At 68.9% G+C, this 26,218-nt stretch carries 23 protein-coding genes; 14 read left to right on the plus strand and 9 right to left on the minus strand.

Annotated features, from left to right (window positions below; genetic code table 11):
- The 5 genes from U5A56_RS17320 to U5A56_RS17340 form a co-directional block, all read right to left on the minus strand.
- On the minus strand, positions 1 to 354 hold a 354-nt coding region (locus U5A56_RS17320), incomplete at its 3' end, for an acetyl-coenzyme A synthetase N-terminal domain-containing protein (RefSeq protein WP_415749160.1).
- A gap of 207 nt (positions 355 to 561) precedes the next feature.
- Entirely contained in the window at positions 562 to 2,451 is a 1,890-nt protein-coding gene (locus tag U5A56_RS17325) for a sigma-70 family RNA polymerase sigma factor (RefSeq protein ID WP_415749161.1), read from the minus strand.
- Positions 2,435 to 2,752, minus strand: coding sequence for a high-potential iron-sulfur protein (locus U5A56_RS17330; protein WP_124489117.1), 318 nt, complete (start codon positions 2,750 to 2,752; stop codon positions 2,435 to 2,437). The genes U5A56_RS17325 and U5A56_RS17330 overlap by 17 nt, the downstream gene beginning before the upstream one ends.
- Before the next feature lie 75 nt (positions 2,753 to 2,827).
- Positions 2,828 to 4,084: a c-type cytochrome gene (locus tag U5A56_RS17335; RefSeq protein ID WP_321923602.1), complete on the minus strand. Its 1,257-nt coding sequence runs from the start codon at positions 4,082 to 4,084 to the stop codon at positions 2,828 to 2,830.
- A gap of 82 nt (positions 4,085 to 4,166) precedes the next feature.
- Positions 4,167 to 5,894: a methanol/ethanol family PQQ-dependent dehydrogenase gene (locus U5A56_RS17340; RefSeq protein WP_257775621.1), complete on the minus strand. Its 1,728-nt coding sequence runs from the start codon at positions 5,892 to 5,894 to the stop codon at positions 4,167 to 4,169.
- A 652-nt stretch (positions 5,895 to 6,546) separates the two neighbouring features.
- On the opposite strand from U5A56_RS17340, the gene U5A56_RS17345 reads away from it, so the two are divergent.
- The 4 genes from U5A56_RS17345 (at position 6,547) to U5A56_RS17360 (ending at position 10,967) form a co-directional block, all read left to right on the plus strand.
- Positions 6,547 to 7,428: an energy transducer TonB gene (locus U5A56_RS17345; RefSeq protein ID WP_321923604.1), complete on the plus strand. Its 882-nt coding sequence runs from the start codon at positions 6,547 to 6,549 to the stop codon at positions 7,426 to 7,428.
- 10 nt (positions 7,429 to 7,438) lie between these two features.
- The gene (locus U5A56_RS17350; RefSeq protein WP_321923606.1) at positions 7,439 to 8,152 is read left to right on the plus strand and encodes a MotA/TolQ/ExbB proton channel family protein; all 714 of its coding nucleotides are present in this window, start codon (positions 7,439 to 7,441) and stop codon (positions 8,150 to 8,152) included.
- Entirely contained in the window at positions 8,149 to 8,577 is a 429-nt protein-coding gene (locus tag U5A56_RS17355) for a biopolymer transporter ExbD (RefSeq protein ID WP_321923608.1), read from the plus strand. The genes U5A56_RS17350 and U5A56_RS17355 overlap by 4 nt, the downstream gene beginning before the upstream one ends.
- Before the next feature lie 89 nt (positions 8,578 to 8,666).
- A complete protein-coding gene (locus U5A56_RS17360) occupies positions 8,667 to 10,967 on the plus strand; it encodes a TonB-dependent receptor (RefSeq protein WP_321923610.1) in 2,301 nt (766 codons plus the stop codon).
- Here U5A56_RS17360 and U5A56_RS17365 read toward each other — a convergent pair.
- On the minus strand, positions 10,952 to 11,947 hold the full coding sequence (locus U5A56_RS17365; protein ID WP_321923612.1) for an alpha/beta fold hydrolase: 996 nt from the start codon (positions 11,945 to 11,947) through the stop codon (positions 10,952 to 10,954). The two genes, U5A56_RS17360 and U5A56_RS17365, sit on opposite strands and share 16 nt — an antisense overlap.
- 330 nt (positions 11,948 to 12,277) lie before the next feature.
- Between U5A56_RS17365 and U5A56_RS17370 the strand changes: the two genes are divergently transcribed.
- The 6 genes from U5A56_RS17370 to pqqE all read left to right on the plus strand — a co-directional run bounded on the left by U5A56_RS17370 (position 12,278) and on the right by pqqE (position 17,786).
- Positions 12,278 to 14,305: a sigma-54-dependent Fis family transcriptional regulator gene (locus tag U5A56_RS17370; protein WP_321923613.1), complete on the plus strand. Its 2,028-nt coding sequence runs from the start codon at positions 12,278 to 12,280 to the stop codon at positions 14,303 to 14,305.
- A gap of 292 nt (positions 14,306 to 14,597) precedes the next feature.
- Positions 14,598 to 14,672 carry a pyrroloquinoline quinone precursor peptide PqqA gene (pqqA, locus tag U5A56_RS17375; protein ID WP_006410019.1) on the plus strand — a complete coding sequence of 25 codons (75 nt, stop codon included), beginning with the start codon at positions 14,598 to 14,600 and terminating at the stop codon, positions 14,670 to 14,672.
- Between the two features lie 64 nt (positions 14,673 to 14,736).
- On the plus strand, positions 14,737 to 15,660 hold the full coding sequence (gene pqqB / locus U5A56_RS17380) for a pyrroloquinoline quinone biosynthesis protein PqqB (RefSeq protein WP_321923615.1): 924 nt from the start codon (positions 14,737 to 14,739) through the stop codon (positions 15,658 to 15,660).
- A 2-nt stretch (positions 15,661 to 15,662) separates the two neighbouring features.
- Positions 15,663 to 16,382 (plus strand): pyrroloquinoline-quinone synthase PqqC, encoded by a 720-nt coding sequence (gene pqqC, locus U5A56_RS17385; protein WP_124489109.1) that lies wholly within the window; start codon positions 15,663 to 15,665, stop codon positions 16,380 to 16,382.
- Positions 16,379 to 16,660, plus strand: a complete 282-nt coding sequence (gene pqqD / locus U5A56_RS17390; protein ID WP_044849078.1) for a pyrroloquinoline quinone biosynthesis peptide chaperone PqqD — start codon at positions 16,379 to 16,381, stop codon at positions 16,658 to 16,660. The genes pqqC and pqqD overlap by 4 nt, the downstream gene beginning before the upstream one ends.
- A gap of 7 nt (positions 16,661 to 16,667) precedes the next feature.
- Positions 16,668 to 17,786 carry a pyrroloquinoline quinone biosynthesis protein PqqE gene (pqqE, locus tag U5A56_RS17395; protein ID WP_124523763.1) on the plus strand — a complete coding sequence of 373 codons (1,119 nt, stop codon included), beginning with the start codon at positions 16,668 to 16,670 and terminating at the stop codon, positions 17,784 to 17,786.
- 28 nt (positions 17,787 to 17,814) lie between these two features.
- Here pqqE and U5A56_RS17400 read toward each other — a convergent pair whose 3' ends face one another.
- Positions 17,815 to 18,957: a DNA topoisomerase IB gene (locus U5A56_RS17400; protein WP_321923617.1), complete on the minus strand. Its 1,143-nt coding sequence runs from the start codon at positions 18,955 to 18,957 to the stop codon at positions 17,815 to 17,817.
- Positions 18,958 to 19,354: 397 nt separating this feature from the next.
- Here U5A56_RS17400 and U5A56_RS17405 point away from each other — a divergent pair, with 397 nt between their 5' ends.
- The 4 genes from U5A56_RS17405 (at position 19,355) to yjfF (ending at position 24,061) form a co-directional block, all read left to right on the plus strand.
- A complete protein-coding gene (locus U5A56_RS17405) occupies positions 19,355 to 20,317 on the plus strand; it encodes an ABC transporter substrate-binding protein (protein ID WP_124489106.1) in 963 nt (320 codons plus the stop codon).
- A gap of 68 nt (positions 20,318 to 20,385) precedes the next feature.
- A complete protein-coding gene (locus U5A56_RS17410) occupies positions 20,386 to 21,900 on the plus strand; it encodes a sugar ABC transporter ATP-binding protein (protein WP_124646673.1) in 1,515 nt (504 codons plus the stop codon).
- A complete protein-coding gene (locus U5A56_RS17415; RefSeq protein ID WP_321923882.1) occupies positions 21,897 to 22,937 on the plus strand; it encodes an ABC transporter permease in 1,041 nt (346 codons plus the stop codon). The genes U5A56_RS17410 and U5A56_RS17415 overlap by 4 nt, the downstream gene beginning before the upstream one ends.
- Entirely contained in the window at positions 22,934 to 24,061 is a 1,128-nt protein-coding gene (gene yjfF / locus U5A56_RS17420; RefSeq protein ID WP_321923621.1) for a galactofuranose ABC transporter, permease protein YjfF, read from the plus strand. Before U5A56_RS17415 ends, yjfF begins: the two co-directional genes overlap by 4 nt.
- Before the next feature lie 3 nt (positions 24,062 to 24,064).
- On the opposite strand, the gene U5A56_RS17425 is transcribed toward yjfF, so the two are convergent.
- Positions 24,065 to 24,229, minus strand: a complete 165-nt coding sequence (locus U5A56_RS17425; protein WP_321923623.1) for a hypothetical protein — start codon at positions 24,227 to 24,229, stop codon at positions 24,065 to 24,067.
- A gap of 137 nt (positions 24,230 to 24,366) precedes the next feature.
- Positions 24,367 to 25,527, minus strand: a complete 1,161-nt coding sequence (locus U5A56_RS17430) for a porin (protein ID WP_321923625.1) — start codon at positions 25,525 to 25,527, stop codon at positions 24,367 to 24,369.
- Between the last annotated feature and the right edge of the window lie 691 nt (positions 25,528 to 26,218).

Here is a 26,218-nt window from a genome sequence, read left to right on the forward strand (position 1 = left end):
GCGCTCGCCGTTGCCGGCTTCGACGTGGCGGTCGAGGCAGTTGTACGACGCGTTGAGTTCGCCGTCGTCGAACCATTTGTAGAACGGCGCATCGCTCTCGTCGAGCACCTTCGTGAACGGCCTGTGCCAACTGAGGCCCTCGCGCGCGAGACGCGCCCAGAAGCCTTCGTAATCCTGCTCGGCCTCGGCGACCAGCGCGCGGTAGGCCGGCATGCCGGAGATGTTGGCGCGCTCGCGCGCGTCGGCCGACGGTTCGAAGATTCGGTGTTCCTGCAGGATCGATACGAGGGCAGTCAAGGTGTTCTCCGTGGAAATCGTTGGTGTGCGGCCTGACTGTTGAAATGCAACTTGCATGCCAGTCGCGCGGGTATTCGGCCGCAGCGGCGTGCGTGCGCGTTGCAGTGCGGTTCACGCAGATCGATATGCAGTGCAAAGCATAAAAAGACCAGGCACTCGGTGCGCTTGCCGGCCTGCGCGTTGCGTCGAAATGCAGCAGCGGGTGTTGCAGGCGTCAACACGGCGCACGATGCGCGGCGTGCACGCCGCTGGCCGGACGCCGCGCTACGCGATGAACGACCGGAGCACGCCGAGCGCGTCGGATGCGCGAAGCCGCGCGAGCGCCGACGCCTCGATCTGCCGCACGCGTTCGGCGGACAGGTTCAACTGGCGGCCGATGTCGCGCAGCGAGCAGCCTTCGTCCGCGTGCAGTCCGTAGCGCAACCGCAGGACCGTCGCCTCGCGCGGCGGCAGCCGGTCGATCGCGGCGGCGATCGTATGGCGCAACTGGGCGGCGCCGGCGGCGTCTTCGGGCGTCGGCGACGACAGGTCCGGCGCGACGTCGGCGAACGTCATGTCGCCTTCCGGCGAGACCGGCAAGTCCGCCGACACCGGCTCCTTCACGATCGCCATCAGGTCGCGCACCTTGTCGACCGGCTCGCCCATGTGGACGGCCAGTTCGGCCGGCGTCGCGGCCGTGCCCACGCGTTGCCGATGCTCGCGCGCGAGCCGCGTCAGCTTGTTCAGCGCGTCGACCGTATGCGTCGGCACGCGGATCGTGCGGCCGAGGTCGGCGAGCGCATGCGTGATCGCCTGACGGATCCACCAGGTCGCGTAGGTCGAGAAGCGGAAACCGCGCCGATAGTCGTAGCGCTCGATGGCCTTCAACAGGCCGATGTTGCCTTCCTGGATCAGGTCGGCGAACGGCAGCCCGCGATCGGGATAGCGCTTCGCGATCGACACGACGAGCCGGAGGTTCGCGTCGAACAGGCCCGTCCTCGCCGGCTGCATCGCGCGCTCGATCGCAGCGAGCCGCGCATCGAGCGACGCGGTCGCGTCGGGCGGCAGTGCCGACGCCGGGGCATCGCGCACGATCGCGGCGCGTGCATCGACGAACTCGGCCGCGCGCCGTGTCAGCGTCGGCCCGCAGGCCGGATGGGCGGCGATGCACGACGCGAGCCAGCCCGCGTGGTCGTCGTCGCTCGACCGCGCAAACGACGGCGGGACGCCCACGTCGGCCAGCATCCGCGCCAGCCGGCCCCGCAGTGCGCGCTGCCGGCATGCGCGCTTGCGCAACGGTTCGCTCATCCGTTCGAGTGCGCGGGCGGACAGGCTCACCGTGCCGAGCAGCGCCGCGACATCGCGGACTTGCGCGCGATAAGCGGCGGAAGCGGTGCCGCCCGACAGCAGCGCCGCGCGCATGCCGCCGGCGAGCGCGTCGATGCGGGCGAGCCGTGCCACGACGGCGTCGCGCCAGGCCGAATCCTCCGGTGGCGTCTCGTCGTCGCGTGCGGGTTCGCCGGTGGAAGCGGGCGAAGCGTCCGCGTCGACTCTGTCCGCAGGTCGATCGTCGCGCGGGCCGTCGGCGAGAAAGATCACGTAGGTCGATGCGGCGGTCCGGCATTCGGCGATCTCGGTGCGGATCGACACCAGCGCGTCGAGTGCATCGGGATCGCCGCACAGCACCGCGACCGCCGCCGCGCGGCCGCGCTCGATGCGCTGCGCGTACGCGAATTCCTCGTCGCGCGTGAGGAGCGGTGTCGTGCCCATCTCGCGCAGGTACAGCCGGACCGGGTCGGTCGTGCGCGGCGTGAGCAGGTCGGCCGCGGCGAGCGTGCCGGCGCCGTCGGCCCATGCACGCGCGGGCGGCGCGGGCCGGAAGTAGCGGTCGAGCGTCCAGCCGCTCGCGGTATCGGCGCTGTCGCACACCGCGATGCCGAGTTCGGCGAGCACCGCGGCGGCGGCATCGATGCCGCCGTCGCTCGCATCGTCGTCAGGCAGCGCGTCGATGATGTCGCCGCGCGTGACGAAGCCGCGCGACAGGCCGGTCGCGATCAGCGCGTGCAGATGCGCGACGGCGTGCGGCGGCGCGCCGTCGTCGATGCCGGCCGCGGGCGCCGGTGCGTGCCGCGCCGCCGGCATCCCGTCGCGCGACGCGTCACGCGCGCTTCGCATACACGTTGCACCAGCCGTCCGCCGCGACCAGCTTGCCGCCGAACATCGGACACGTGCCGGCGGCATCCGCCGCTTCGCCCTTGTAGAAGCGGCAGTTCACGCAGCGCTGGCCGGCCTGGTATTTCGGGAACTGCGCGGCGTCGACGCTGGACGCGCGCGCGCGATAGCCGAGCGTCTTCGCGGCGGCGTCGTTCTCGTCGACGAGCGGCGGGGCCGCGAGTGCCGTGCGTGCGGCGGCGAGCGTCGCGCACAGGCCGATGGTATGGATGATGAAGGTTCTGCGGGAGGTCGGGTACGTCACGGTCGTTTCCTGGTGAAGATGAAATCGTGGGGAAGGGCGCGGCCCGCATCGCGTGGCGGAGCCGCTGGCCCGGTGTTACTGGCTCGCGTCCTTGTGCGCCGCGGGACCGGCGACGAGCGGCGCGGTCGACGCGTGGGCGGTGTCCGCTGTCAGCTTGCTCTTGCCGGCGACGTAGCCGTTCGACGCGAGCAGGAAGGCCATCAGGTCCGCGTAGTCTTCGTCCTTCAGCTTGCCGGGCTGGTCCGCCGGCATGTTGGTCGCCATGTAGCCGAACACGCCGCCGATCGTCAGGTGCGAATGCGACAGCGGCGCGAACGACGGGCCGCTCAGCGCGGGCGCGGTGTTGCCTTCGAGGTCGGCGCCGTGGCACTTCGCGCAGGCGTTGCCGTAGATTTCCTTGCCGTGTGCGACCTGGGCCGCGTCGAACGTCGGCGCGGCGTCGCCGGTGCTCGCGGCGACGCGGATGAAGCCGCCTGCGGGCACGTTGCGCGTGCGCAGCAGGCTAGCGGGCGCGCGGCCTGCGCTCGCCGTCGCGCCGTCGAGGAAACGCGACGGCGTGCGCGACTCGTGCACTTCGAGCGCGCTGCCGGGCAGCGTCCACTTGCGGGTCAGCGCGGCGAGCCGGCCGTTGTCCTTCATCTGCGTGAGTGCCGCGTCGATCCGCTGCTGCAACGCGGCCGAGCGCGGCGCGAACGCAAACGTGAGCTGCCACTCCGCATACGGCGACGCGGTCGCGCCGATGCGGAACGCCTGTTTCGGATGCGCGGCCTGGTACGCGACGACCGCCGGATACCAGACGATCGCGCGATGCGCGCGGCCGCGGGCGAGCGCGTCGACCGTTTGCTCGGACGTGTTCTCGAGATCGAAGCGCGCGTTCTTCTGCTGCACCGCGATCAGTTGCGCGGGGCTCGCGTAGGTGGCCGCGACGATTTCCCGGCCGGTCGGCGGCGTGCCGGCGTCGCGGCGCGTGACGCTCACGTAGCCCGAGCGCAGGTAGCCCTGCGAGAACAGCAGCTTCGTGTCGGATGCGTCGGCGATGGCCGAGCGCGGGAAGCCGGCGAGCACGTCGCAATCGCGTTCGAGGATGCCGGCGAGTTCGTGCGCGGATACGCCGTCGTCGTCGCTGCCGCCCGCGTCGTGTGCGGCGAAGCTGGCGGCGATGCCGGCCGTGCGGAACACCTCGCGGGCGACGGCCTTGTCGAGCGCGGCCGTCGGCGTGCCGGGCAGCGAGCAGATGCGTACCGCCGTCGCGGCCGTGGACGGCACCGGGGTCAGCGCCGTGCCTGCCGCGAGCGCACTGGCCACGGCGAGGCGGGAAAGTCGGAGGTTCATGATCGTACGCTCGGTTGAAAAGGAGAAGGGGGGCGGCACCCGCGCCGGCGGCGCGGGTGCGATGCGGTTGAACGGACGTCGATCAGCCGCGGTCGAGGGCAAACACGTACAGCGTGCCGCCGCGCGGCACGTCGTCCGCCGCCTTGGCCATCGGGCCGCCCCAGATCGGGTTGGCGCCGCCGTAGCCGGCGAGCACTGCTACGTACTCCTTGCCGTCGACTTCGAAGACGGACGGCTGCGCGATGATCCCGCTCGCGAGCTTCGGGCTCTCCCACAGCACCTTGCCGGTCGACACGTCGAACGCGTACAGGTGGCCGTCGAGCGAGCCGCTGAACGCGAGGCCGCTCGCGGTCGTCGCGACGCCGCCGTTCCACGGCAGCTTGCTCCAGTGGCTCCACACCTTCTTGCCGGTGTTCACGTCGATCGCCTGGAGTTCGCCGTAGCCTTCGCTGCCCGGCTCCGGCTTGATCTCGAAGCCTTCGCCGAGATAAGGCAGCCCTTCCATGTAGTTGACCGACTTGCCCGACAGGCTCATGCACGCATGCAGCGCCGGGACGATCGCGAGATGGCGCACGGGGTCGTACGACATCGACCACCAGTTCTTGCCGCCGAGGAAGCTCGGGCACGTGTCGATCGTCGTGCCGACCTTCGGATACTTCGCGGGATCCTGGATCGGCGCGCCGTCTTCCGTGTAGCCGGTGACCGACGTCGCCTTCACGAACGGCTCCGCATAGATCAGCTTGCCGGTGTCGCGGTCGATCGCATGGAAGTAGCCGTTGCGGTCGGCATGGACGATCGCGTCGTGTTCCTTGCCCTTGTACTTGATCGTCGCGAGCACCGGCGTGTTGACGCCGTCGTAGTCCCAGGTGTCGTGCTTCGTGTACTGGTAGTGCCACTTGAGGTCGCCGTTCTTCGGATCCAGCGCGAGCAGCGAATCGGAGTACAGGTTGTCGCCCGGCCGCAGGTCCGCGAGCCACGGCCCCGGGTTGCCGACACCCCAGTACAGCGTGCGCGTCGCCGCGTCGTAGGTGCCGGTCAGCCAGGCCGGTGCGCCGCCGTGCGCCTGCATGCCGTCGGGCCAGGTATCGGCGTGCTTCTCGCCCTGGCCGGGGATCGTGTAGCGCTTCCACAGCAGCGTGCCGTCGTTCGGGCTGAGCGCCGCGATGAAGCCGCGCGCGCCGTATTCGCCGCCCGAGCTGCCGACCACGATCGCGCCGTCGAGCGCGAGCGGGGCGAGCGAGAACGCGTAGCCGAGCCCCGGTTCGAACATCTGCTTCTTCCACACGAGCGCGCCGGTCTGGGCGTCGAGCGCGGCCACCTCGCCGCTCAGCATCGCGACGTAGACGTTCTTGCCGTACAGCGCGACGCCGCGGTTCACGACGTCGCAGCAGGCCGTCTTGAACGATTCCGCGCCGAGCTTCGGTTCGTATTTCCACAGCTGCGCGCCGGTGGCCGCGTCGAACGCGTACACGTTGTCCTTCGGCGTGGTCACGAACAGGTAGCGGCCGTTGACGATCGGCGTGGCCTCGAAACCCTGCTTCAGCTCGGCCGGAAACTTGTAGCTCCACGCCTGCGTGAGCTGCTTCACGTTCGACGCGTCGATCTGCTTGAGCGGCGAATGCGCCTGGCCGCTGTACGTGCGGTAGTAGGTGAGCCAGCCCGGATCGCGTTGTGCATCCGTGAGCCGCTGGTACGTGACGGCCGGATAATCCGCGGCAGCGTCCACCAGGCCGGGATTCAAGGCGATCGCGGCAGCCGCCGCGATGCCGATCGTTGCCAGTCGGCTCGTCGAAGCCGAGAGTTTTTTCATGGTTGTCTCCTGAGTCATTGTGGTCGCACCGCGGCCAACACATGGCCGGGCCGGCAGGGTGGGGATCCGGGTCCAGTGCGCAGCCAGTCACGCAAATCGCATGCCACTGCGGCGCGCGCCTTGCCGCGCAAGGCGCAGCGGCCGATTGCGCGCGTTGCGGCGACGCGGGCGGCGCGGCGCGGGTGATCCGTGGGTGTTGCGTTCGGGGACAGCCGCGGGCCGAGTGTTGCGAAACATGACAACGCCGTGAGCGGACGGGAGCCGCGCGCATGCGATACGTGGCGCACGGCCAATCGCGGCGGTCATGCGCGAGGGCATGCCTGAATGGATGACGGTGCGGCGCACGGACGGCGATCGTCGTCGACTGTGTGAGTCGATGGCGCGCCGTTACCCGGTGCGACGCACGCATGCAACGGACCGCGCGCCCGCGGCGGCGCGCTCGATCCGAACGACGATCGCGCATACGACTGCGCGAGCGCCATACCGTTGATCCAAATTGACACAGGTGCAACAGCGGTGGCACGAACTGCAACAGGTCGGCGGTTGCATATCGACGCGTGGCGGCTTCAACCTGCGCCGGCCGGGCGATGCGGGCATCGGCATGCTTCTTGCCGTTCGAACCGGCAACGATTCCGCGCAGCGAGAAACCACCATGCCCGTCCCGATGCCGTTCGATGCCAATCGCAGGTCCGACCGCCGCCGCGTGGTTGCGCTCGCATACGGCATCGCGCCTGTTGGCCCGGATGCGGCGACGATCGCGATGTCGCAGGCCGTGCGCGCACGCGAACCGCTGCACACGGTCGCGCTGGCGGTATTCGCCGTCCATGCGGCCATCACGATCGCGCTGTGGCATGCGTGGGTGCCCGCTGCACGCCCGACGCTGTCCCGTCCGCTCGCCGTCGAGGTGGACGCGAGCGAATCCGCGCGGGTGGCCGAACCGGGCGAGCAGCGCCGTACGGATCGCGCAACACCGGTTCCTCCCGTGCACAGGCCTTCGCATGCGCGCCGCGAAACGGTCATGCCTCGGGAGATTCGGCCGAACCCGACGGTGCCGCGTCGACTCGATCGCGCAAGTCCTTCGCGCCAGCCCCCGGCCGCAACCGCCGTGGCGCGGCCGGACGGCGAATTGCAGGGAGCCGGGGCGGTACCGGAACCGGCGTCGCCGGCCGCCGCACACGCATCGGCCGATACCGCGACGGTGCCTGCGCACGCGGCGCCCGCCGCACCATCGGCAACCGCGCCCGAACCCGTCACCGCACCGCGGTTCGCGGCTGCGTACCTGCGCAATCCCGCGCCCGACTATCCGGACGTCGCGCAGCGGCGCGGCTGGGAAGGCACCGCGTTCCTGAACGTGCATGTGCTCGCAAGCGGCCGGCCCGACCAGGTCCTGCTGTCGGCGAGCAGCGGACACGACGCGCTCGACGAGGCGGCCGTCGCGGCGGTCACGGACTGGCGCTTCGTGCCGGCGAAGCGCGGCACGGAATCGATCGACGGCTGGGTCAGGGTGCCGGTCGTGTTCAAACTCGGAAACTAGGGAGTCGTTCATGCCTGACTACATCCACTACGCGGTCGTCGGCGCGTTTGCGCTTCTTGCGGTGCTGTCGGCGCTCACCTGGACGCTGATCACCGTGAAGGCGCTGCTGTATGCGCGCGTCGCGCTCGGCAACCGCCGCTTTGCCACGGGCTGCGGCAAAGCGGCACTGTCGATGCCGACGGACGACGAGGCGGCCGCCAGCCCGAACGCGCGCCTGCAGCGCGCCGTGTGCGCCGCATTGCGCGATCTCGACGCACCCGAGCCGCACGCCCCGGCCACATTGGTTGCGTGGGACCGCCGCGACCTGCTCGAACGCACGCTCGCGCGCGCGATCCGGCGCGAACGGCGGCCGCTCGAGCGCGGGCTCACGGTGCTCGCGTCGATTGCGAACGTCGCGCCGTTCGTCGGGCTGTTCGGCACCGTGTTCGGCATCGTCCACACGTTGCAGTCGATGACGGCGTCGGCCACGAACGGCATCGATGCGATCGCGGGGCCGATCGGCCAGGCGCTGGTCGCGACCGGGATCGGGATCGGCGTCGCGATTCCGGCGGTGCTGGCTTACAACCTGTTCCTGCGGCAGCTCAAGACCGCGACGGCCGGGCTCGACGAGTTCGGGCAGGACCTGATCGCGCTGGCCGAACAGCGCCGCTTCCGGATCGACGCGCCGGTGCATACCGCGCTGCCGGCGGCAAGCAATGCGGGCGTGCGCCGGGCGGCCGTATGAGGACGGACGAGCGCGAAGCCGACGCGGGCGAACCGCTCGGCGAGATCAACGTGACGCCGCTCGTGGACGTCGTCCTCGTGTTGCTGGTGATCTTCATGGTCGCGGCGCCGCTGATGACGCATGCGATCCGCGTCGACCTGCCGAAGGCAGCCGCGCCGGCGCGCGACACGCGCGCAGCGACCGTCACCGTGACCGTCGACGCGCACGGCGCGGTTCGGATCGACGGCACGCCGGCCGCGCCGGCCGAGGTCGAAGCCGTGCTGGCACGCCGCGTCGCGCACGACCCGCAGACGAGCGTGAGCCTGCATGCGGACCGCAACGAGCCGTTCGGCACCGTGGCCGGCGTCATCGCGTCGATCGGACGCGCAAGTGTCGCGCATGTCGCGATCGCGACGGCGGACGGCGCTGCCGGGCCGGCGCCATGAAGCGAACGATGTCGGCGGAGATGAGCGCCGACCCATCGATACGGACAACGATATAACGACGCGACGACAAAAAAAGAGGAGACGTGGAGATGAAGGAAACCGATGGGGCGAAGCGCCGCTTCGCCGCACGGCGCGCGGGCGTGACGCTGTGCTTCGGCGGCATGCTCGGCGGCTGGCTCGCGCCCGCGTCGGCGCAGGTCGAACCGGCCGGCGCCGCTGATGCGCCGACGCTCGCGCCGATCGTCGTCGTCGGCACGACGCCGCTGCTCGGGATCGGCACGCCGCTCTCGCGCGTGCCGGCCAACGTGCAGACGATTCGCGGCGAGGACCTCGCGCGCCAGCACGACAGCGTGTTGACCGATTACTTCGAGAAGAACGTCTCGAGCGTCGACATCAACGACGCACAGGGCAATCCGTACCAGACGGATGTGAACTACCGCGGCTTCACCGCGTCGCCGGTCGTCGGCACGCCGCAGGGGCTGTCGGTGTTCGTCGACGGCGTGCGCGTCAACGAGCCGTTCGGCGACGTCGTGAACTGGGATCTGATCCCGCAGGCGGCGATCGACACGATGCAGCTGATCCCCGGTTCCAATCCGACCTACGGCCTCAACACGCTCGGCGGCGCGCTCGCGATCACGACGAAGAACGGCAGGACGAGCCCGGGCGGCGCCGCGCAGGTATCGATCGGATCGTGGGGACGCAAGACCGCGCAGATCGAGCAGGGCGGGCGCATCGGCAGCCACCTCGACTACTACGTGACGGGCAACGTCGCGAACGACAACGGCTGGGCCGATCACAACGCGAGCCGCGTGCGGCAGGGCTTCGGCAAGCTGCGCTACACGGACGCCGATACGACGCTGTCGATCTCGGCCGGCGGCGCGGACAACGCGCTGCAAGGCTCGCAGACGATTCCGCGCACGTTTCTCGACAATCGCGCGCAGGCCTACACCTATCCCGACCTGAACCGCAACAGCGCCGCGTACGTCACCGTGGCGGGCGACCATTCGTTCGGCGACCACGTGCAGTTGAGCGGCAACGTCTATTACCGGCACTATCGCAACACCAACATCAGCAGCAACGTGAACGACGATTTCGGCAGCGTCGACGGCAGCGGCGCCACCGACACCGTGCAGGCAGCCAACGCCCGCTCGGTGATCGCGACCGACAGCTACGGCGCGAACCTGCAGCTGACGCTGCTCGGCAAGCTCGCCGGCATGGACAACCAGTTCGTGGCGGGCGCATCCGCCGATCTCGCGAACTCGGGCTTCGAGCAATCGTCGCAGGATGCGATGTTCACGGCCACGCGCGCGACGGTCGGCATCGGCGACTTCACGCAGACGACGCGCGCGAAGACGCGCAACGCGAACTACGGCGTCTACTTCGACGACACGCTCGCGCTGACGCGGCAATGGTCGCTGACGCTGGCCGGGCGCTACAACGTGTCGCGCGCGGCGATCAAGGACGTGAGCGGCCTGCAGCCGCTGCTCACCGCGCGCCATACGTTCTCGCGGTTCAATCCGGCCGTCGGCGTCACGTGGAATCCGGCGCCGGGCTTCACCGCGTATGCGACGTACAACGAAGGGATGCGCTCGCCGACCGCGATCGAGCTCGCGTGCGCCGATCCGGCCGCACCGTGCTCGTTGCCGAACGACTTTCTCGCCGATCCGGCATTGAAGCCCGTGATCGCGAAGACGATCGAGCTGGGCGCGCGCGGCCGGGCGGGGCAGGCGACGACGTGGAGCGCGGCCGTCTACCGCACGACGCTCGACGACGACATCCAGTTCATCAGCAGCAACGGCGGCGCGAGCACGCTCGGCTATTTCCAGAACGTCGGCAAGACGCGCCGGCAAGGCTTCGAACTCGCGGGTCATACGCGGCTCGGGCCGGTCGGCGTCGGCGTCAGCTACAGCTATGTCGATGCCAGCTACCGCTCGACGTGGACCGAAAGCAGCGCGAGCAATTCGAGCGCCGATGCGCGCGGCAACATCGTCGTCCGCTCCGGCGACCGCATTCCGGGGATTCCGTCGAGCACCGTGAAGCTGCGGCTCGACTATGCGGCGACGCCGAAGTGGACCGTCGGCACCCGCATCACGTATCGCAGCGGCGTGTTCGCGCGCGGCGACGAGAACAACCAGGACGTGAACGGCAAGGTGCCCGGCTATTTCCTCATCGACCTCGATACGACCTGGCAGGTCACGAAGCACCTGCAACTGTTCGCGTCGGTGACCAACCTGCTCGACAAGCGCTATGCAAGCTTCGGGATGCTCGGCCAGAACTTCTTCAACGGTCCGAACCATTCGTTCGACGGGCTCAATGCCGTCAACGAACAGTTCGTCGGGCCGGGCGCGCCGCGCGGCGCGTGGGTCGGCGCGCGCTATGCGTGGGACTGAACGGGCGGCTCGGCGTGTTGCGGTGCGCCTGCCGCCGTGACGTCGAGCATCTTGCGTACCGCGCGGGCGACGCCATGCGCGAGCGCAGCGTCGCTCGCGAGATGCCCGGCCGGCACGCGCTCGACGGCGGCGGCCGGCACCGCGCGCGCGAGCCGATCGACGTTGTCGACCGGGCACACGCGGTCGCGCGTGCCGTGCACGGCATGTATCGGCACGCCGGCTTGCGCGGCCTGTCGGGCCAGTGCCAGCAGGCGGCGTTCGCCGAGCCAGCAATGGCGTTGCAGGTAGTGCGCCTGGATCCGGTACTTGTCGACCAGCCGGTCGATCGCGGGTTGCGTCGGCCGCGCGCCGCGCGCCGGCCGCCCGGTCAGGATCGCGTCTTCATACGCGTTCCATGCGAGCGCGACCGCGCGCTGCCGTGCCGCGCCGGCGCCCGGCTGGAGACGCCGCGCGCAGCAGGCGATCAGGCGATCGGCGCGCGCGGTGCCGGCGGCCGCCGCCAGGCGCTGCCAGGCCCGCGGTGCCCGTGCGCGTGCACCGACGAACAGGCCGCGCACTTCGCGCGACGACGTGAGGAACAACCCGCGCAGCACGACGCCGGTGACGTGCGACGGATGCCGTCCCGCGTAGGCGAGCGCGAGCGCCGCGCCCCACGACCCGCCGACGACGCCCCAGCGTGCGATGCCGAGCCGCGCGCGCAGCGCGTCGAGATCGCCGATCAGTTGCATCGTGTCGTTGTGACGCAGGCCGCCGCGTGGCGTCGATGCACCCGCGCCGCGCTGGTCGACCAGCACGACGCGCGTGCGCGTCAGGTCGAACAGGCGCAGCACGGCCGGCCGGCTGCCGCTGCCGGGCCCGCCGTGCAGCACGACGACCGGATCGCCGCGCGGGTTGCCGGCTTCGGTCCACGCGATCGTGCATGCATCGCGGGACAGGCGGCGCACGGGGAGGGCGGAGCGGTGGCTGCGTGATGGCGACATGTCGGCCGGGCGTAGAGGGAGACGGAGAGGGAAAGGCCATGGCGCGATGCGGCCGCGCTCGACCCGTATGAAGCCAGATTCGCGCCGGCGATGAAGATAGGGATTCGTCCGCGTGGCGGCACACGTGCGTTTCACGTTATCACGTCGACCACGCGCGCGGCACGCCGCATCGACGGCATGCCGGTGCCGTCATTTCATTTTCCTTTCAATTCCGGTCGGCGCGGCGATGCAACGAAACCAGATCGCGCGCGCATCCCGTCGTGGCCCGATGTTTGCTTGCATCAAGGGCAAAAGGTCCGGCACCGACCGGAAGGATCCCCGGAGGAGACAATGCGCGATGACGTTCATCCGACGGCCAACGCACGGGCCACGCATGCGCCCGGCTGGCCGGCGCCGACGATCCAGAAGTCCCATGAGCGGTCCGAGACGTTCGGCCTGCAGGCGTCGGCACGTCCCGACTACGACCTGCTGTCCGGCGCCGCGCTGGCGCTCAAGCGCGAGCAGAACCGCGTGCTGTGCGTGCATGCGATGCCCGTGATGGAGACGCTGCACGAGCAGATCGTCAATACGCAGAGCATGATCGTGCTGACCGATGCGGAAGGGCTGATCCTGCATTCGATCGGCGACGACGACTTCCTGCGGCGCGCGGAACGGGTCGCGCTGCGCCCCGGCGCGAACTGGGCCGAGAACCGGCAGGGCACCAACGCGATCGGCACCGCGCTCGCGGAGCTGTGTCCGATGGTCGTGCACGGCGACCAGCACTTCCTGGCCGCGAACCATTTCCTGACCTGCTCGAGCGTGCCGATTCTCGATCCGTACGGCGACGCGATCGGCGTGCTCGACGTGACGGGCGACCACCGCAGCTATCACCAGCACACGATGGCGCTCGCGAAGATGTCGGTGCAGATGATCGAGAACCACCTGTTCACGACGACCTTCCAGGAGACGCTGCAGGTGTCGTTCCACGGCCGCCCCGAATTCCTCGGCACGCTGATGGAAGGGATCGTCGCGTTCACCGCGGACGGCCGCTTCCTGTCGGCCAACCGCAGCGCGCAGTTCCAGCTCGGGATGCCGCTTGCCGCGCTGCGCGCGCATACGCTCGCGTCGCTGTTCGACGTGACGAGCGCGCAACTGATCGACCGGATGCGCGCGAGCACCGAGCCGCACGTGTCGCTGAACCTCGGCAACGGCGCGGTGGTCTGCGCGCGCGTGCAGTTCCGGCGCGCGTTGCGGCCCGAGGGCAGCCGGCCTGCCGAGGTGCACGACGGCGCCGCGCCCGCCGCGCGGCCGCCTGCCGCGCAGGGCGCGGCGAGCCTGTCGCGCCTCAGCTATCTCGACACCGGCGATCCGCAGGTCGCGGCGGTGATCGCGAAGATCCGCAAGGTGATCGGCAAGGACATTCCGGTGCTGATCACCGGCGAAACCGGCACCGGCAAGGAACTGCTCGCGCAGGCGATCCACAACGACTCGCCGCGCCGCGACGGGCCGTTCGTCGCCGTCAACTGCGCGTCGATTCCGGAGACGCTGATCGAATCCGAGCTGTTCGGCTATGAGGAGGGCGCGTTTACCGGCGCCCGCCGCAAGGGCGCGACCGGCAAGCTGCTGCAGGCCAACGGCGGCACGCTGTTTCTCGACGAAATCGGCGACATGCCGTATCCGCTGCAGGTGCGGCTGCTGCGCGTGCTGCAGGAGCGCATCGTCAATCCGCTCGGCTCGACGAAGGCGATCGGCGTCGACATCGCGATCATCTGCGCGACCCACCGCGACCTGCGCGAGATGATCGCGCAGAACCGCTTCCGCGAGGACTTGTACTACCGGCTCAACGGCCTCGTCGTGCGCCTGCCGCCGCTGCGCGACCGCACGGACCTCGCGGTGGTCGTCCAGAAGATGCTGCAGCGGGAGACGCTGTCGGGGCCCGGACGCCGGCCGTTGAGCGTCGCGCCGGAGGTGATGGCGCTGTTCGAGCGTTGCGCGTGGCCGGGCAACTTCCGGCAGCTCGCGAACCTGCTGCGCACCGCGGCCGCGATGGTCGACGACGACTGCGAGATCCGCTGCGAGCATTTGCCGGACGACTTCTTCGACGACGTGCGGCGCGACGGCGGCCCGGCGGCGCAGGGTGCCGCTGCACCGCCGCCGCTCGCAGCGGAAGCGCCCGCGTTCGCGTTCGCGAACACAACCGCAGCCGCGGCCGGTGATGCGCGGCTGCAGGACGTGGCCGCATCCGCGATCGCGGCCGCGCTCGCGCGTCATGGCGGCAACGTGTCCGCCGCCGCACGCGCGCTCGGCGTGTCGCGCAACACGATCTACCGCAAGATGCCGGCCGCCGGGCCGGATGCGCTGGAGCCGGACGAACCCTGACGGCAGCCGCGACTGTCACACCGGTGTGTCAGGTTGCAACACCCGGTGTTCAAGGATTCAACACTTGCTCAACCGGCCGCGTGCATCGTGAACCGTCGCCCGACGGATTCTGAAATATTAGTGTCGGTAAATCGTAAGAATTCCGGTGCCGTGACCACCCGGCGGTGGCCGCACGCCTGCGCACACCGCTGCGCGACGCAAATCCTGGCCCGGCACGCTCCTTGCTGAATGGGTATCGGCCGCTCGATCGATGCGGTTTGTTCGACTCACCAACTCAACAAGGAGACACATCATGCAGTGGACCACCCCGGCTTACACCGACCTGCGTTTCGGTTTCGAAATCACGATGTACATCGCCAACCGCTGATCGACGCGCGCAGTGCCGCCCGCATCGACGGACACGATGCGGGCGGCACCCGGAGCACACGCAGATGAAGATCAAGATACTCGGCTCGGGCGCCGGCGGCGGACTGCCGCAATGGAACTGCAACTGCGGCAACTGCCGTCGCGCGCGGGCCGGCACCGACGGCATCGTGCCGCGCACGCAATCGTCGATCGCCGTCAGCGGCGACGGCATCGACTGGGTGCTGGTGAACGCGTCGCCGGACATCCTCGCGCAACTGCGCGCCGCCCCCGACCTGCAGCCCGCCCGCGCGATCCGCGACAGCGCGATCGTCGCCGTCGTGCTGTGCGACGCGCAGATCGATCACGTGACGGGCCTGCTGATGCTGCGCGAACGCACGTCGCCGCTGCCGCTGTACGCGAGCGCACCGGTGCTCGACGACCTGTCGACCGGGCTGCCGCTCGTGCCGCTGCTCGGCCACTACTGCGGTGTCGACGTCCACCCGATCGCGCCGGGCCGGCCGTTCGCGATCGCGGGCGCCGGCGGCCTTCGCTTCACCGCCGTGCCGGTCGACAGCAAGCCGCCGCCCTATTCGCCGCGCCGCGAGGCGAGCGTGCCGGGCGACAATATCGCACTCCTGATCGAAGATACGGCAACCGGCCGACAGGCGTTCTACGCGCCGGGGCTCGCCGACGTCGACGACGGCGCGCGCACCGCGATGCGCGACGCCGATCTCGTGCTGGTGGACGGCACCTTCTGGACCGGCACGGAGATGATCGACCTCGGCCTGTCGTCGAAGCACGCGGCCGAGATGGGGCATCTCGCGCAGTGCGGCGACGCGGTGCGGCCGGGGATGATCGAGCGGCTGCAGCAGTTGCCGGCGCACACGCGCAAGGTCCTCACGCATATCAACAACACGAATCCGATCCTCGACCCCGGTTCCGCGCAGTGCGCGCAGTTGCGCGAGCACGGCATCGAGGTCGCCCACGACGGCATGCAATTCGAGGTCTGACCATGAACGCACCGATTCCCGCCGCGGCGCTGCACGCGACGCCCTGGAGTGCGCAGGAGTTCGAGGCGCGCCTGCGCGCGCTCGAATCGCGCTACCACATCCATCATCCGTTCAACCGGCGCTTGAACACCGGCGCGTGCTCGCCCGCGCAGATCCGCGGCTGGGTCGCGAACCGCTTCTACTATCAGGTCAGCATTCCGCTGAAGGACGCGGCGATCCTGTCCAACTGCCCGGACCGCGACACGCGCCGGCTGTGGGTGGAGCGGATTCTCGACCACGACGGTCACGGCGGCCAGGAAGGCGGGATCGAGGCCTGGGCGCGGCTCGGCGAGGCGGTCGGCATCGAGCGCGCGGAGCTGTGGTCGCTCGCGCACGTGCTGCCCGGCGTGCGGTTCGCGGTCGACGCCTACGTCAATTTCGCGCGGCACGCGCCGTGGCAGGAGGCCGTGTGCTCGTCGCTGACCGAGATGTTCGCGCCGCAGATCCACCTCGACCGGCTCGCGGGCTGGCCGTCCCACTATCCGTGGATCGAGGCGGACGGGCTGCAGTATTTCCGCAGCCGCGTGCCGCTCGCGCAGCGCGACGTCGAACACGGGCTCGCGGTGACGCTGAGCCATTTCACGACACCGGACGCGCAACGGCGCGCGCTCGACATCCTGTCGTTCAAGCTGGATGTGCTGTGGTCGATTCTCGACGCGATTGAAAAGGCGTACCCCGCATGAACTCCAACGAAGCCGTCAGCGGCGTGCCGCTGCGCCCCGCGCTGAGGGGCATGTACCGCCTGCAGTGGGAGGCGGCCCAGGATGCGTACGTGCTCCTGTATCCGGAAGGCATGGTCCGGCTCAACCCGAGCGCGGGCGAGATCCTCGCGCGCTGCGACGGCAAGCGCGAGCTCGACGACATCATCGACGAGCTCGAGCGGCTGTTCAGCACGTCGGATCTCGCGTCGGACGTCTATCGCTTCCTCGATCATGCGCGACTGCGCGGCTGGCTCGACTGACATGGACATGACACCGCCTCCGAACCGCCCGAGCGCGCCGCTGTGGCTGCTCGCCGAGCTTACGTACCGCTGTCCGCTGCACTGCGCGTTCTGCTACAACCCCGTCGACTTCGCGACGCACGGCGCGGAGCTCGACACCGACGCGTGGCGCACGGTGATCAGCGACGCGCGCGCGCTCGGCGCCGCGCAGATCGGCTTTTCCGGCGGCGAACCGCTGCAGCGCGACGATCTGGAGGTGCTGGTCGAGCACGCGCGGTCGCTGGGTTTCTATACCAACCTGATCACGTCGGGCGTGGGCCTGAATGCCACGCGCATCGGCCGGCTCAAGGCGGCCGGCCTCGATCATGTCCAGTTGTCGCTGCAGGATTCGACGCGCGAGCTGAACGACTTCCTGACCAGCACGCGCACGTTCGACCTCAAGCGCGGCGTCGGGCGGCTGATCAAGTCGCATGGCTATCCGATGGTGCTGAACTGCGTGCTGCACCGGTACAACCTGCCGCACGTCGGCCAGATCATCGAGATGGCGCTCGACCTCGGCGCGGATTTTCTCGAGCTTGCCAACACGCAGTACTACGGCTGGGCGATGCTGAATCGCGACCAGCTGATGCCGACCGCCGAACAGCTGCGCGAAGCGGAGGAAACGGTCAACCGCTACCGGAAGCTCGTCGGCGAACGGTGCAAGATCCTGTTCGTCGTGCCCGACTACTTCGAGCAGCGGCCTAAGGCCTGCATGAACGGCTGGGGCTCGGTGTTCCTCGGCGTCGCGCCGGACGGCACCGCGCTGCCGTGCCATGCCGCGCGCGGGTTGCCGGGCCTCGCGCTGCCGAACGTGCGCGACCGGTCGCTGCAGGAGATCTGGTACGACAGCGACGCATTCAACGCGTTTCGCGGCGACGGGTGGATGCGCGATCCGTGCCGCACCTGCGACGAGCGTCACACGGATCACGGCGGGTGCCGCTGCCAGGCATACATGCTGGCCGGCGACCCGGCGCAGGCCGATCCGGTCTGCGCGAAGTCCGAACATCACGGCCGGGTCGAACAGGTCGTGCAGTTCGCGCGGCGGGCAGGGCGGGAGGACGAGCGGCCGCTGATCTTTCGCAGTATTGCGAATTCGATCGCGAGCTGAGCGGCAGCGGGCGGCATGTCGGTGAGCCTCACTTGTTCGATCGCTTGACCGCTTGTCGCGCCGCCTGCTCGAGCAGCGCCGCGAACGCCGCTTCGTCGACGCGCAGCCCCCTCGGCGTGCGGCGCACCTGCAGCGCCGCGAGCATCCCGGCCTCGAACGTATCGAGCACCACCGGATGAATGTAGCAGCGCCGGCACACGGCCGGCGTGTTGCGCAAGACCTCGGCGACGGTGCGCACCGTTTCGACGATCTGCTTGCTGGCGTGCGCGACGTCCTGCTGCGGGACGCGCCGCAGCAACGCCAGCGCCTGCACGCTGCCTGCCCACGTCCGGTAATCCTTGGCCGTGAACGCCGCGCCCGCTGCGTCGCGCAGATAGTCGTTCACGTCGCACGAGCCGACCGAATGGCGCGCGCCGTCTTCGTCCAGATACTGGAACAGCTCGTGTCCCGGCAGCTCCGCGCAACGGCGCACGATGCGGCCGACGCGCGGGTCGTCGACCGTCACGTCGTGCTCGATCCTGCTCTTGCCCGTGAAGCGCAGCCGCACCTGGCCCGGACCGATCGTCACGTGGCGCTTGCGCAGCGTCGTCAGCCCGTACGACGCGTTCTCGCGCGCATACTCGGCGTTGCCGATCCGCGCGAGCGTCGTGTCGAGCAGCCGGACGACCGTCGCGACGATCTTCGCGCGCGGCATGCCGGGCAGCGCGAGATCGCGCGCGACGCGTGCGCGGATGCGCGGCAGCGCGCGGGCGAATTCAGCCATCCGTGCGTACTTGTTCGCGTCGCGTGTCGCGCGCCACTGCGGGTGATAACGATACTGCTTGCGTCCGCGCGCGTCGCGCCCCGTCGCCTGCAAATGGCCGCGCGGGTCCGCGCAGATCCACACGTCGGTGTACGCGGGCGGAATCGCGAGCGCGTTGATGCGGGCGATCTCGTCGGCATCGCGGATCCGCGTGCCGTCCGGCGCGTAGTACGCGAAGCCGTTGCGCAGCCGCCGGCGCGTGTAGCCGGGGCGCCGGTCGTCGACGTGGCGCAGCGGCACGGCGGACACGTCTGCGTCCGGCGGTGCCGCGCGGGGCGTGCGCGTCTTCCTGCTGCGATGCGTCGATCGACGCGCGCGGTCGATCCGCGCATCGGCGGTGCGGGTTCCGCTCGTCGCTGCTGCGGGCATCGTCTTCTCCTTGTCGTTCGCGCGATTCGGAGCGTGACAGCAAGAAGCGTGCGCCGTGCTTTCGGAGCCATGCCGTTACCGTTGCGCCGGCCGATCATGGAGAAAAACAATCCGTGTGGCGTTCTCGTTGATCGCCCCGAGTTCATTTGACGGCGCGGCCCCGCCCGCTTAGGTGTTTATACGTATGCCGATACCGATATCGCTTCAATCCAATATTTCATTGGAAGGTTATCGGACTTGTTCCTAGACTGATCCGGGGCGTACATCTCGGGCCGGCCGCAACGGCCGGGCCGCATCGCCCCGAACCGCGCCCGTGCCACGCAGAACCACAACAGCACGACACGGCACCGCGCCAGGCCGGCGCCGCGGCATACAACGACACCATCGGAGACGGACCATGACATTCATCAGGAAGCTGGCGGCCGGCGCGATCGTCGCCGCGGCGACGGTGCTGGCCACCGGCGCGCACGCGCAGCAAAAGCCGATCACGCTCGGGTTCTCGCAGGTCGGCGCGGAAAGCGCGTGGCGCACCGCGAACACCGTGTCGGTGAAGGGCGCGGCGAAGGAGGCCGGCATCAACCTGAAATTCTCGGACGCGCAGCAGAAGCAGGAGAACCAGATCCGCGCGATCCGTTCGTTCATCGCGCAGAAGGTCGACGTGATCGCGTTCTCGCCGGTGGTCGAGTCGGGCTGGGAGCCGGTGCTGACCGAAGCGAAGGCGGCCCGTATCCCGGTGATCCTGACCGATCGCGGCGTCGACGTGAAGGATCCGTCGCTGTACGTGACGATGATCGGTTCGGACTTCCTCGAGGAAGGGCGGCGCGCGGGCCACTGGCTGGAAGAGCGCTACAAGAACGATGCGGGCCCGGTCAACATCGTCGAGCTGCAGGGCACGGTCGGCTCGGCGCCCGCCAACGACCGCCGCGCGGGCCTGCTCGAAGTGATCAAGAACAATCCGAAGTTCAAGGTGATCGCGTCGCAAAGCGGCGACTTCACGCTCGCCGGCGGCAAGCAGGTGATGGAAGCGTTCGCGAAGACCTACGGCAAGCAGATCAACGTCGTCTACGCGCACAACGACGACATGGCGCTCGGCGCGATCCAGGCGATGGAAGAGGCCGGCATCAAGCCCGGCAAGGACGTGAGCGTCGTGTCGTTCGATGCGACCAAGGGCGGCTTCCAGGCGATGGTCGCCGGCAAGATCAACGTCGACGTCGAATGCAGCCCGCTGCTCGGCCCGCAGCTGATGACCGCGGTGAAGGACGTGGTCGCCGGCAAGCAGCTGCCGAAGCGCATCGTCACGAACGAGACGGTGTTCCCGATGAGCGTCGCGGCGCAGGTGCTGCCGACCCGCAAGTACTGAATCCCGGCGCACGCGGGCGGCGGCGCGTTCGCCGCTGTCCGGCCGCCGCTTCGAATCGAGGGCGATCCATGACGAGTCCGCCGGTGGTCGAGATGATCGGCATCGACAAGGCGTTTCCGGGTGTCCACGCGCTGCAGCGCGTGAACTTCCGGCTGTTTCCGGGCGAGATCCACGCGCTGATGGGCCAGAACGGCGCCGGCAAGTCGACGCTGATCAACGTGCTGACCGGCGTGCACGCGCACGACGCGGGCGAGATTCGCGTCGGCGGCGCGCCGGTGAGCTTCGCCGCGCCGCGCGAGGCCGAGGCGGCCGGGATCCAGACGCTGTACCAGGAAGTGAACCTGTGCGCGAACCTGTCGGTCGCGGAAAACATCTTCGCGGGCCGGCAGCCGATGCGGCGCGGCGCGATCGACTGGAAGACGATCCACGCGCGGGCACGCGATGCGCTCGCCGAGCTCGACCTGTCGCTCGACGTCACGCGTTCGCTCGATGCGTATCCGATCGCGGTGCAGCAGATGGTCGCGATCGCGCGGGCCGTGTCGGTCGACGCACGCGTGCTGATTCTCGACGAACCGACGTCGAGCCTCGACGACGGCGAGGTCGCGCGGCTGTTCGACGTGCTGCGCCGGCTGAAGGCGTCGGGCATCGCGATCCTGTTCGTCACGCACTTTCTCGAACAGACCTACGCGGTGTCCGACCGGATCACCGTGATGCGCAACGGCGAGCGCGAGGGCGAGTACCTCGCGCGCGACCTGCCGGTCGACCTGCTGGTCGCGAAGATGACCGGCCGCGAACCGATGTCCGGCACGCTGCAGGCGGGCGCGGCGGCCGTGCAGCGCGATGCCGATGCGGCCGCGCCGTTCCTGTCGATGCGGCAGGTCGGCCGGCGCGGGATGATGAGCCCGCTCGATCTCGACGTGCGGCCCGGCGAAATCGTCGGGCTGGCCGGGCTGCTCGGCTCGGGGCGCACGGAGACCGCGCGGCTCGCGTTCGCGGCCGAGCGCACCGACACCGGCGCGATCGAGATCGACGGCGCGCGCAAGCGGCTCGCGTCGCCGCACGACGCGGTCCGCAACGGGATCGCGTATTGCCCGGAGGATCGCAAGAAGGAGGGCATCGTCGCGGCGCTGTCGATCCGGGAGAACATCGTCCTTGCGCTGCAGGCGCGGCGCGGCTGGTGGCGGCTGATCAGCCGTGCGCGCCAGCGCGAGCTCGCCGAGACCTACATCGCGCGGCTCGGCATCAAGGCGCGCGACGCGGAGCAGCCGATCGGGCTGCTGTCGGGCGGCAACCAGCAGAAGGTGCTGCTCGCGCGCTGGCTCGCGACGGAGCCGAAGCTGCTGATCCTCGACGAGCCGACCCGCGGCATCGACGTCGCCGCGAAATTCGACATCATGGAGCGCGTGCTTGCGCTGTGCGCGCAAGGGCTCGCGATCCTGTTCATCTCGTCGGAGATCAGCGAAGTGGTGCGCGTGAGCCACCGGATCGCGGTGCTGCGCGACCGCCGCAAGGTCGCCGAACTGACCGGTGCCGACGCGTCGGAGGAACACGTGTATCAACTGATTGCGGGAGGCCGGTCATAATGCGGCTCCGTGCCTTGCTTCGTCATCCGCTCGTGTGGCCGGTGCTCACGCTCGCGCTGCTGTTCGCGCTCGACGTCGCGCATCGGCCGGGCTTCCTGTCGATCGCGCTGCTCGACGGTCACCTGTTCGGCGCGCCGGTCGACATCCTGAATCGCGCGGCGCCGCTGGTGATCGTGTCGCTCGGCATGACGCTCGTGATCGCGACGCGCGGGATCGACATCTCGGTCGGTGCGATCGTCGCGATCGCGGGCGCCGCCGCGGCGATCGTGCTCGACGGCGATCCGACGCGAGTCGGCACGGCGCTCGCCGCCGCGCTCGGCGTCGGCTTGCTCGCCGGCGCATGGAACGGCGTGCTCGTCGCGTTCGTCGGAATGCAGCCGATCATCGCGACGCTGATCCTGATGGTCGCCGGACGCGGCATCGCGCAGCTGCTGACCGGCGGGCAGATCATCCCGATCGGTGCGCCCGGCTACCTCGCACTCGGCGGCGGCTATCTCGCGGCCGTGCCGTGCGCGGTCTGGATCGCGCTCGCGACGATCGCGGCGAGCGCGCTGCTGGTGAACCGTACGGCGCTCGGCCTGTTCATCCGCGCGATCGGCGTGAACCCGGTCGCGACGCGGCTCGTGGGCTTGCGCGCGGGGGCGGTCGTGTTCGGCGTGTATCTGTGCTCCGGCGTGATGTCGGCGCTCGCCGGCATCCTCGCCAGCTCGAACGTGCGCAGCGCCGACGGCAACAACGCGGGGCTGCTGCTCGAGCTCGACGCGATCCTCGCGGTGACGCTCGGCGGCACGTCGCTGCTCGGCGGCCGCTTCAGCCTCGCCGGCTCCGTGCTCGGCGCGCTGATCATCCAGACGCTCACCTACACGACCTATTCGATCGGCGTGCCGCCCGAGGCGACGCTCGTCGTGAAGGCGATGGTCGTGATCGTCGTGACGCTGATCCAGTCGGACGCGGCGCGCGCGCTGGTCGTCCGGCACGCGTCGCGGCTGCTGCCTTCCGCGCGTTCGCGCGCCACCACCGGAGCGACGCCGCGATGAACCGATTCCTCGCACGGCTCGCCGACCCGCGCACGCTGCCGATCGTCGTGACGATCGTGCTGTTTGCCGCGCTGTTCGGCTTCGGATCCGTGATGTATACGGGTTTCTTCTCGATGCAGGTGCTGACCGGGCTGCTCGTCGACAACGCATTCCTGCTGATCGTCGCGATCGGGATGACGTTCGTGATCGTGTCGGGCGGCATCGACCTGTCGGTCGGCTCGGTCGTTGCGCTGACAACGATCTTCTGCGCGGTCGGCGCCGAACGATGGCACTGGCCCGTCTGGGCGATCGTGCCGCTCGTGCTCGTGTTCGGCGCGTTGTACGGCGCGGCGATGGGCGCGCTGATTCATTACTTCCGGCTGCAGCCGTTCATCGTCACGCTGGCCGGGATGTTTCTCGCGCGCGGCGCGTGCTTCCTGATCACGACGCAGTCGATCACGATCAACGAGCCGACCTTTCATGCGCTCGCGGGCATCAGCGTGCCGGTCGGCGGCGGGGCGCTGAGCGCGGGCGCGCTGATCGCGCTCGCGACGCTGGCCGCCGCGATCTACGTCGCGCATTTCACGCGCTTCGGCCGCAACGTGTATGCGGTCGGCGGCAACGAGCGCTCGGCGCTGCTGATGGGGCTGCCGGTCGCGCGCACCAAGGTCGGCGTGTATGCGCTGAGCGGCTTCTGCTCGGCGCTCGGCGGCGTGGTGTTCACGCTGTACGTGCTGTCCGGCTACGGGCTGCAGGCGCAGGGAATGGAACTCGATGCGATCGCCGCGACCGTGATCGGCGGCACGTTGCTCACCGGCGGGGTGGGGTACGTGATCGGCTCGGTGTTCGGCGTCGGCATCCTCGGCACGATCCAGGTGCTGATCACGTTCGACGGCACGCTGAGCTCGTGGTGGACGCGGATCGTGATCGGCGCGCTGCTGTGCGTGTTCTGCCTGCTGCAGCGGATCATCGAGCGGCATGCGGCGCGGCGGCGTAGTGGTGGCACCGGGCTCGATCCGAAACGGCGCAAGCGGGAAGTTGGACAGGCCGGGTCAGCTGCGGCGGGTGACGATGCGGCGTTGGTGTCGACGATGCGGCGGGTTGTGCGGGTGTGGCGCTTCACGCCGTCGGCGGCGCGCCGGTGACGGTTATGCAGGTTCGGGTATATCCATATCTGGTTCGGCGTTGAACGGCGTATGTTTCGACGCATCGGCGATGCCGATGTGTTTCAGCAACGCGGTCAGCCGCTCGACCGCGTGCAGGTCCGGCGCATCGAGCGGCTCCCGTACCGCCTGGACGAACGCCGCATGCATGCTCGTCGAGTCATGCCACGATATCGGCAAGGCGGCCGTTGCCGGCGAGCACGGCCGGTTCGTCGAGCGCCGCGCCGGCCGGCCGTCACGAGTGTTTGGGGACGACCGCCGGACATGCCGGCGCCCCGAAGTGACGATCAGAACCGGTGACGCAGCCCCAGATTGACCAGGGCCTGCTTTTTCGTGCCGTTGTAGCCGTATGAACCGATCGACGCCTGTGCCGGCACCGCACCGCCGGCACCGTCCCCGGTATTCCCGCTTGCATGCTGATAAGCGGCCGTCATGTACACATCCGTACGCTTCGACAGGTTGTAATCGGCACCGACCGATGCCTGGTGGTAGTTCGCCGAGGTGTCGCCGCCCGACTTCGTGAAGCTGTAGCCGACCCCGACGAGCAGCGCGGCGGACGCCTGGTAGTTCAGGAAGCCCTGGGCGGTGTTGTAGTGTTCGTTCTTCGCGAACACCGATGCGCCGTCGCGTCGATATTGGGCGTTGCTGTAGCCGGCGCCCACGGTGAACGCACCGATCACATACTGGCCGGCCACGCGAGCGATGCCGATGGAACGGGCCGTCTGGTAGCCGGTATTGATTGCGCCGTCGAACGTGCCGTCCGACGTGCTCGACCATGTCGTGCGACTGCCCGTGACGGGATTCGCGTTGGCAGCATAGAAGTAGCCGCCGGCGAGACTCAGCGGACCGTTGGCGTACGACACGCCGGCCGAATACGATTGCTTCGAACCGGTGCTGCCCGCGACACCGCCCAGCGAATACATCGCCTCGAACTGGAGTCCGGCGATGACGGGCGACGTGTATTTGACCGCGTTGTCGACGCGGAAGCTGTTGTCGTAGTTGTCGACATCACCGGCGGTGGCGAACACGCTGCCGAAGTAGTTGTCGGCGGTAATCGGCTGCACGAGGTCGATCAGCGGATCGTATTGGCGACCGAGCGTGAGCGAGCCATACTGGTTGCTAGTCAACCCGACATAGGCCTGGCGGCCGAAAATGCGGCTGCCCTGACCGAGGCCGCCCGTACTCGGATTGAAACCGTTTTCCAGCTGGAAGATCGCCGCCAGGCCGCCGCCGAGATCTTCCGAACCCTTGAGCCCCCAACGACTGCCCGACAGATTGCCGGCGCTGCTGTTGCCGAGCGCCCAAAGGTTCTTGCCGCCATCGGCGTTGCGCACGTACGTGAGCGACGTGTCGATCGTCCCGTAAAGCGTCACGCTCGACTGCGCGTGGGCTACGCCGCCCATCGCGACCGACGCGATCGCAAGGACAGGAAAAAATGCGTGTTTCATGGTCTCTCCTTTTGCAAGCATGCCTGCGTTCAAATGAACGGAAGCAGACTACATCGAGAGATTTTTAGTGCGAAATTAAGATGGAGAGGTGTCTCAAAAAGATAACGGAGAGTGATGCATTTCGGTTCGTGCAGGCTGGTCGAATTGACGATGTCTTTGATCGAAGTGGAGTGTGCGGAGAGAAGGGAGGGTGATTTTTTTTCGATGAATAAATGAGGGTGCAGCGGGATAACATAGTCGTGATACGCCAATGATTTGATTTAATCGGACTTCATGGATTTTTTGGAGCGATTTTCGATTTTATTATTGGCGAGTCCAGGGCGAGCCGGCGCGGAGTCGGCACTCTCGTTCGTCGTGCGGCGTCATCGTCCGGGGTATGTGCCGACTCTTCGGGAAACCGTGCCGAGGCGTATCGAAAGATCCGGAGCGAGACGTGCGCGGAGTCGGACCGGCAAGGAAACCGCATCGAGTGATGGTGGTGCAGACACGCTCATTTCCGAGGCTGGGGTGCAGTGCATTCTGCATGCTTTGTCTACAGGCGCTGCGGCATTAAATCATGGTTGTTCCGCAAGCGACAGCATCCGGGAAGGAAGGCGTTTTCAAACTGGGTGCCACATCGGAAAATTCCGGTTATGGGCGTTGCAGACGCAGGAATCAATTGCCGGAAAATTCGAAGACGATGGCGAGCCGA

The sequence above is a fragment of the Burkholderia sp. BCC1998 genome, from assembly GCF_905339875.1.
GTDB lineage: Bacteria > Pseudomonadota > Gammaproteobacteria > Burkholderiales > Burkholderiaceae > Burkholderia.

Coding starts and splice junctions, on each gene's coding strand:
- U5A56_RS17345 (WP_321923604.1), top strand. CDS start 6,547: ATGCCCGTCCCGATGCCGTTCGATGCCAATCGCAGGTCCGACCGCCGC.
- U5A56_RS17360 (WP_321923610.1), top strand. CDS start 8,667: ATGAAGGAAACCGATGGGGCGAAGCGCCGCTTCGCCGCACGGCGCGCG.
- U5A56_RS17405 (WP_124489106.1), top strand. CDS start 19,355: ATGACATTCATCAGGAAGCTGGCGGCCGGCGCGATCGTCGCCGCGGCG.
- pqqB (WP_321923615.1), top strand. CDS start 14,737: ATGAAGATCAAGATACTCGGCTCGGGCGCCGGCGGCGGACTGCCGCAA.
- yjfF (WP_321923621.1), top strand. CDS start 22,934: ATGAACCGATTCCTCGCACGGCTCGCCGACCCGCGCACGCTGCCGATC.
- pqqE (WP_124523763.1), top strand. CDS start 16,668: ATGACACCGCCTCCGAACCGCCCGAGCGCGCCGCTGTGGCTGCTCGCC.
- pqqD (WP_044849078.1), top strand. CDS start 16,379: ATGAACTCCAACGAAGCCGTCAGCGGCGTGCCGCTGCGCCCCGCGCTG.
- U5A56_RS17425 (WP_321923623.1), bottom strand. CDS start 24,229: ATGCATGCGGCGTTCGTCCAGGCGGTACGGGAGCCGCTCGATGCGCCG.
- U5A56_RS17335 (WP_321923602.1), bottom strand. CDS start 4,084: ATGAACCTCCGACTTTCCCGCCTCGCCGTGGCCAGTGCGCTCGCGGCA.
- U5A56_RS17400 (WP_321923617.1), bottom strand. CDS start 18,957: ATGCCCGCAGCAGCGACGAGCGGAACCCGCACCGCCGATGCGCGGATC.
- U5A56_RS17370 (WP_321923613.1), top strand. CDS start 12,278: ATGCGCGATGACGTTCATCCGACGGCCAACGCACGGGCCACGCATGCG.
- U5A56_RS17430 (WP_321923625.1), bottom strand. CDS start 25,527: ATGAAACACGCATTTTTTCCTGTCCTTGCGATCGCGTCGGTCGCGATG.
- U5A56_RS17350 (WP_321923606.1), top strand. CDS start 7,439: ATGCCTGACTACATCCACTACGCGGTCGTCGGCGCGTTTGCGCTTCTT.
- U5A56_RS17340 (WP_257775621.1), bottom strand. CDS start 5,894: ATGAAAAAACTCTCGGCTTCGACGAGCCGACTGGCAACGATCGGCATC.
- pqqC (WP_124489109.1), top strand. CDS start 15,663: ATGAACGCACCGATTCCCGCCGCGGCGCTGCACGCGACGCCCTGGAGT.
- U5A56_RS17355 (WP_321923608.1), top strand. CDS start 8,149: ATGAGGACGGACGAGCGCGAAGCCGACGCGGGCGAACCGCTCGGCGAG.
- U5A56_RS17365 (WP_321923612.1), bottom strand. CDS start 11,947: ATGTCGCCATCACGCAGCCACCGCTCCGCCCTCCCCGTGCGCCGCCTG.
- U5A56_RS17410 (WP_124646673.1), top strand. CDS start 20,386: ATGACGAGTCCGCCGGTGGTCGAGATGATCGGCATCGACAAGGCGTTT.
- U5A56_RS17325 (WP_415749161.1), bottom strand. CDS start 2,451: ATGCGAAGCGCGCGTGACGCGTCGCGCGACGGGATGCCGGCGGCGCGG.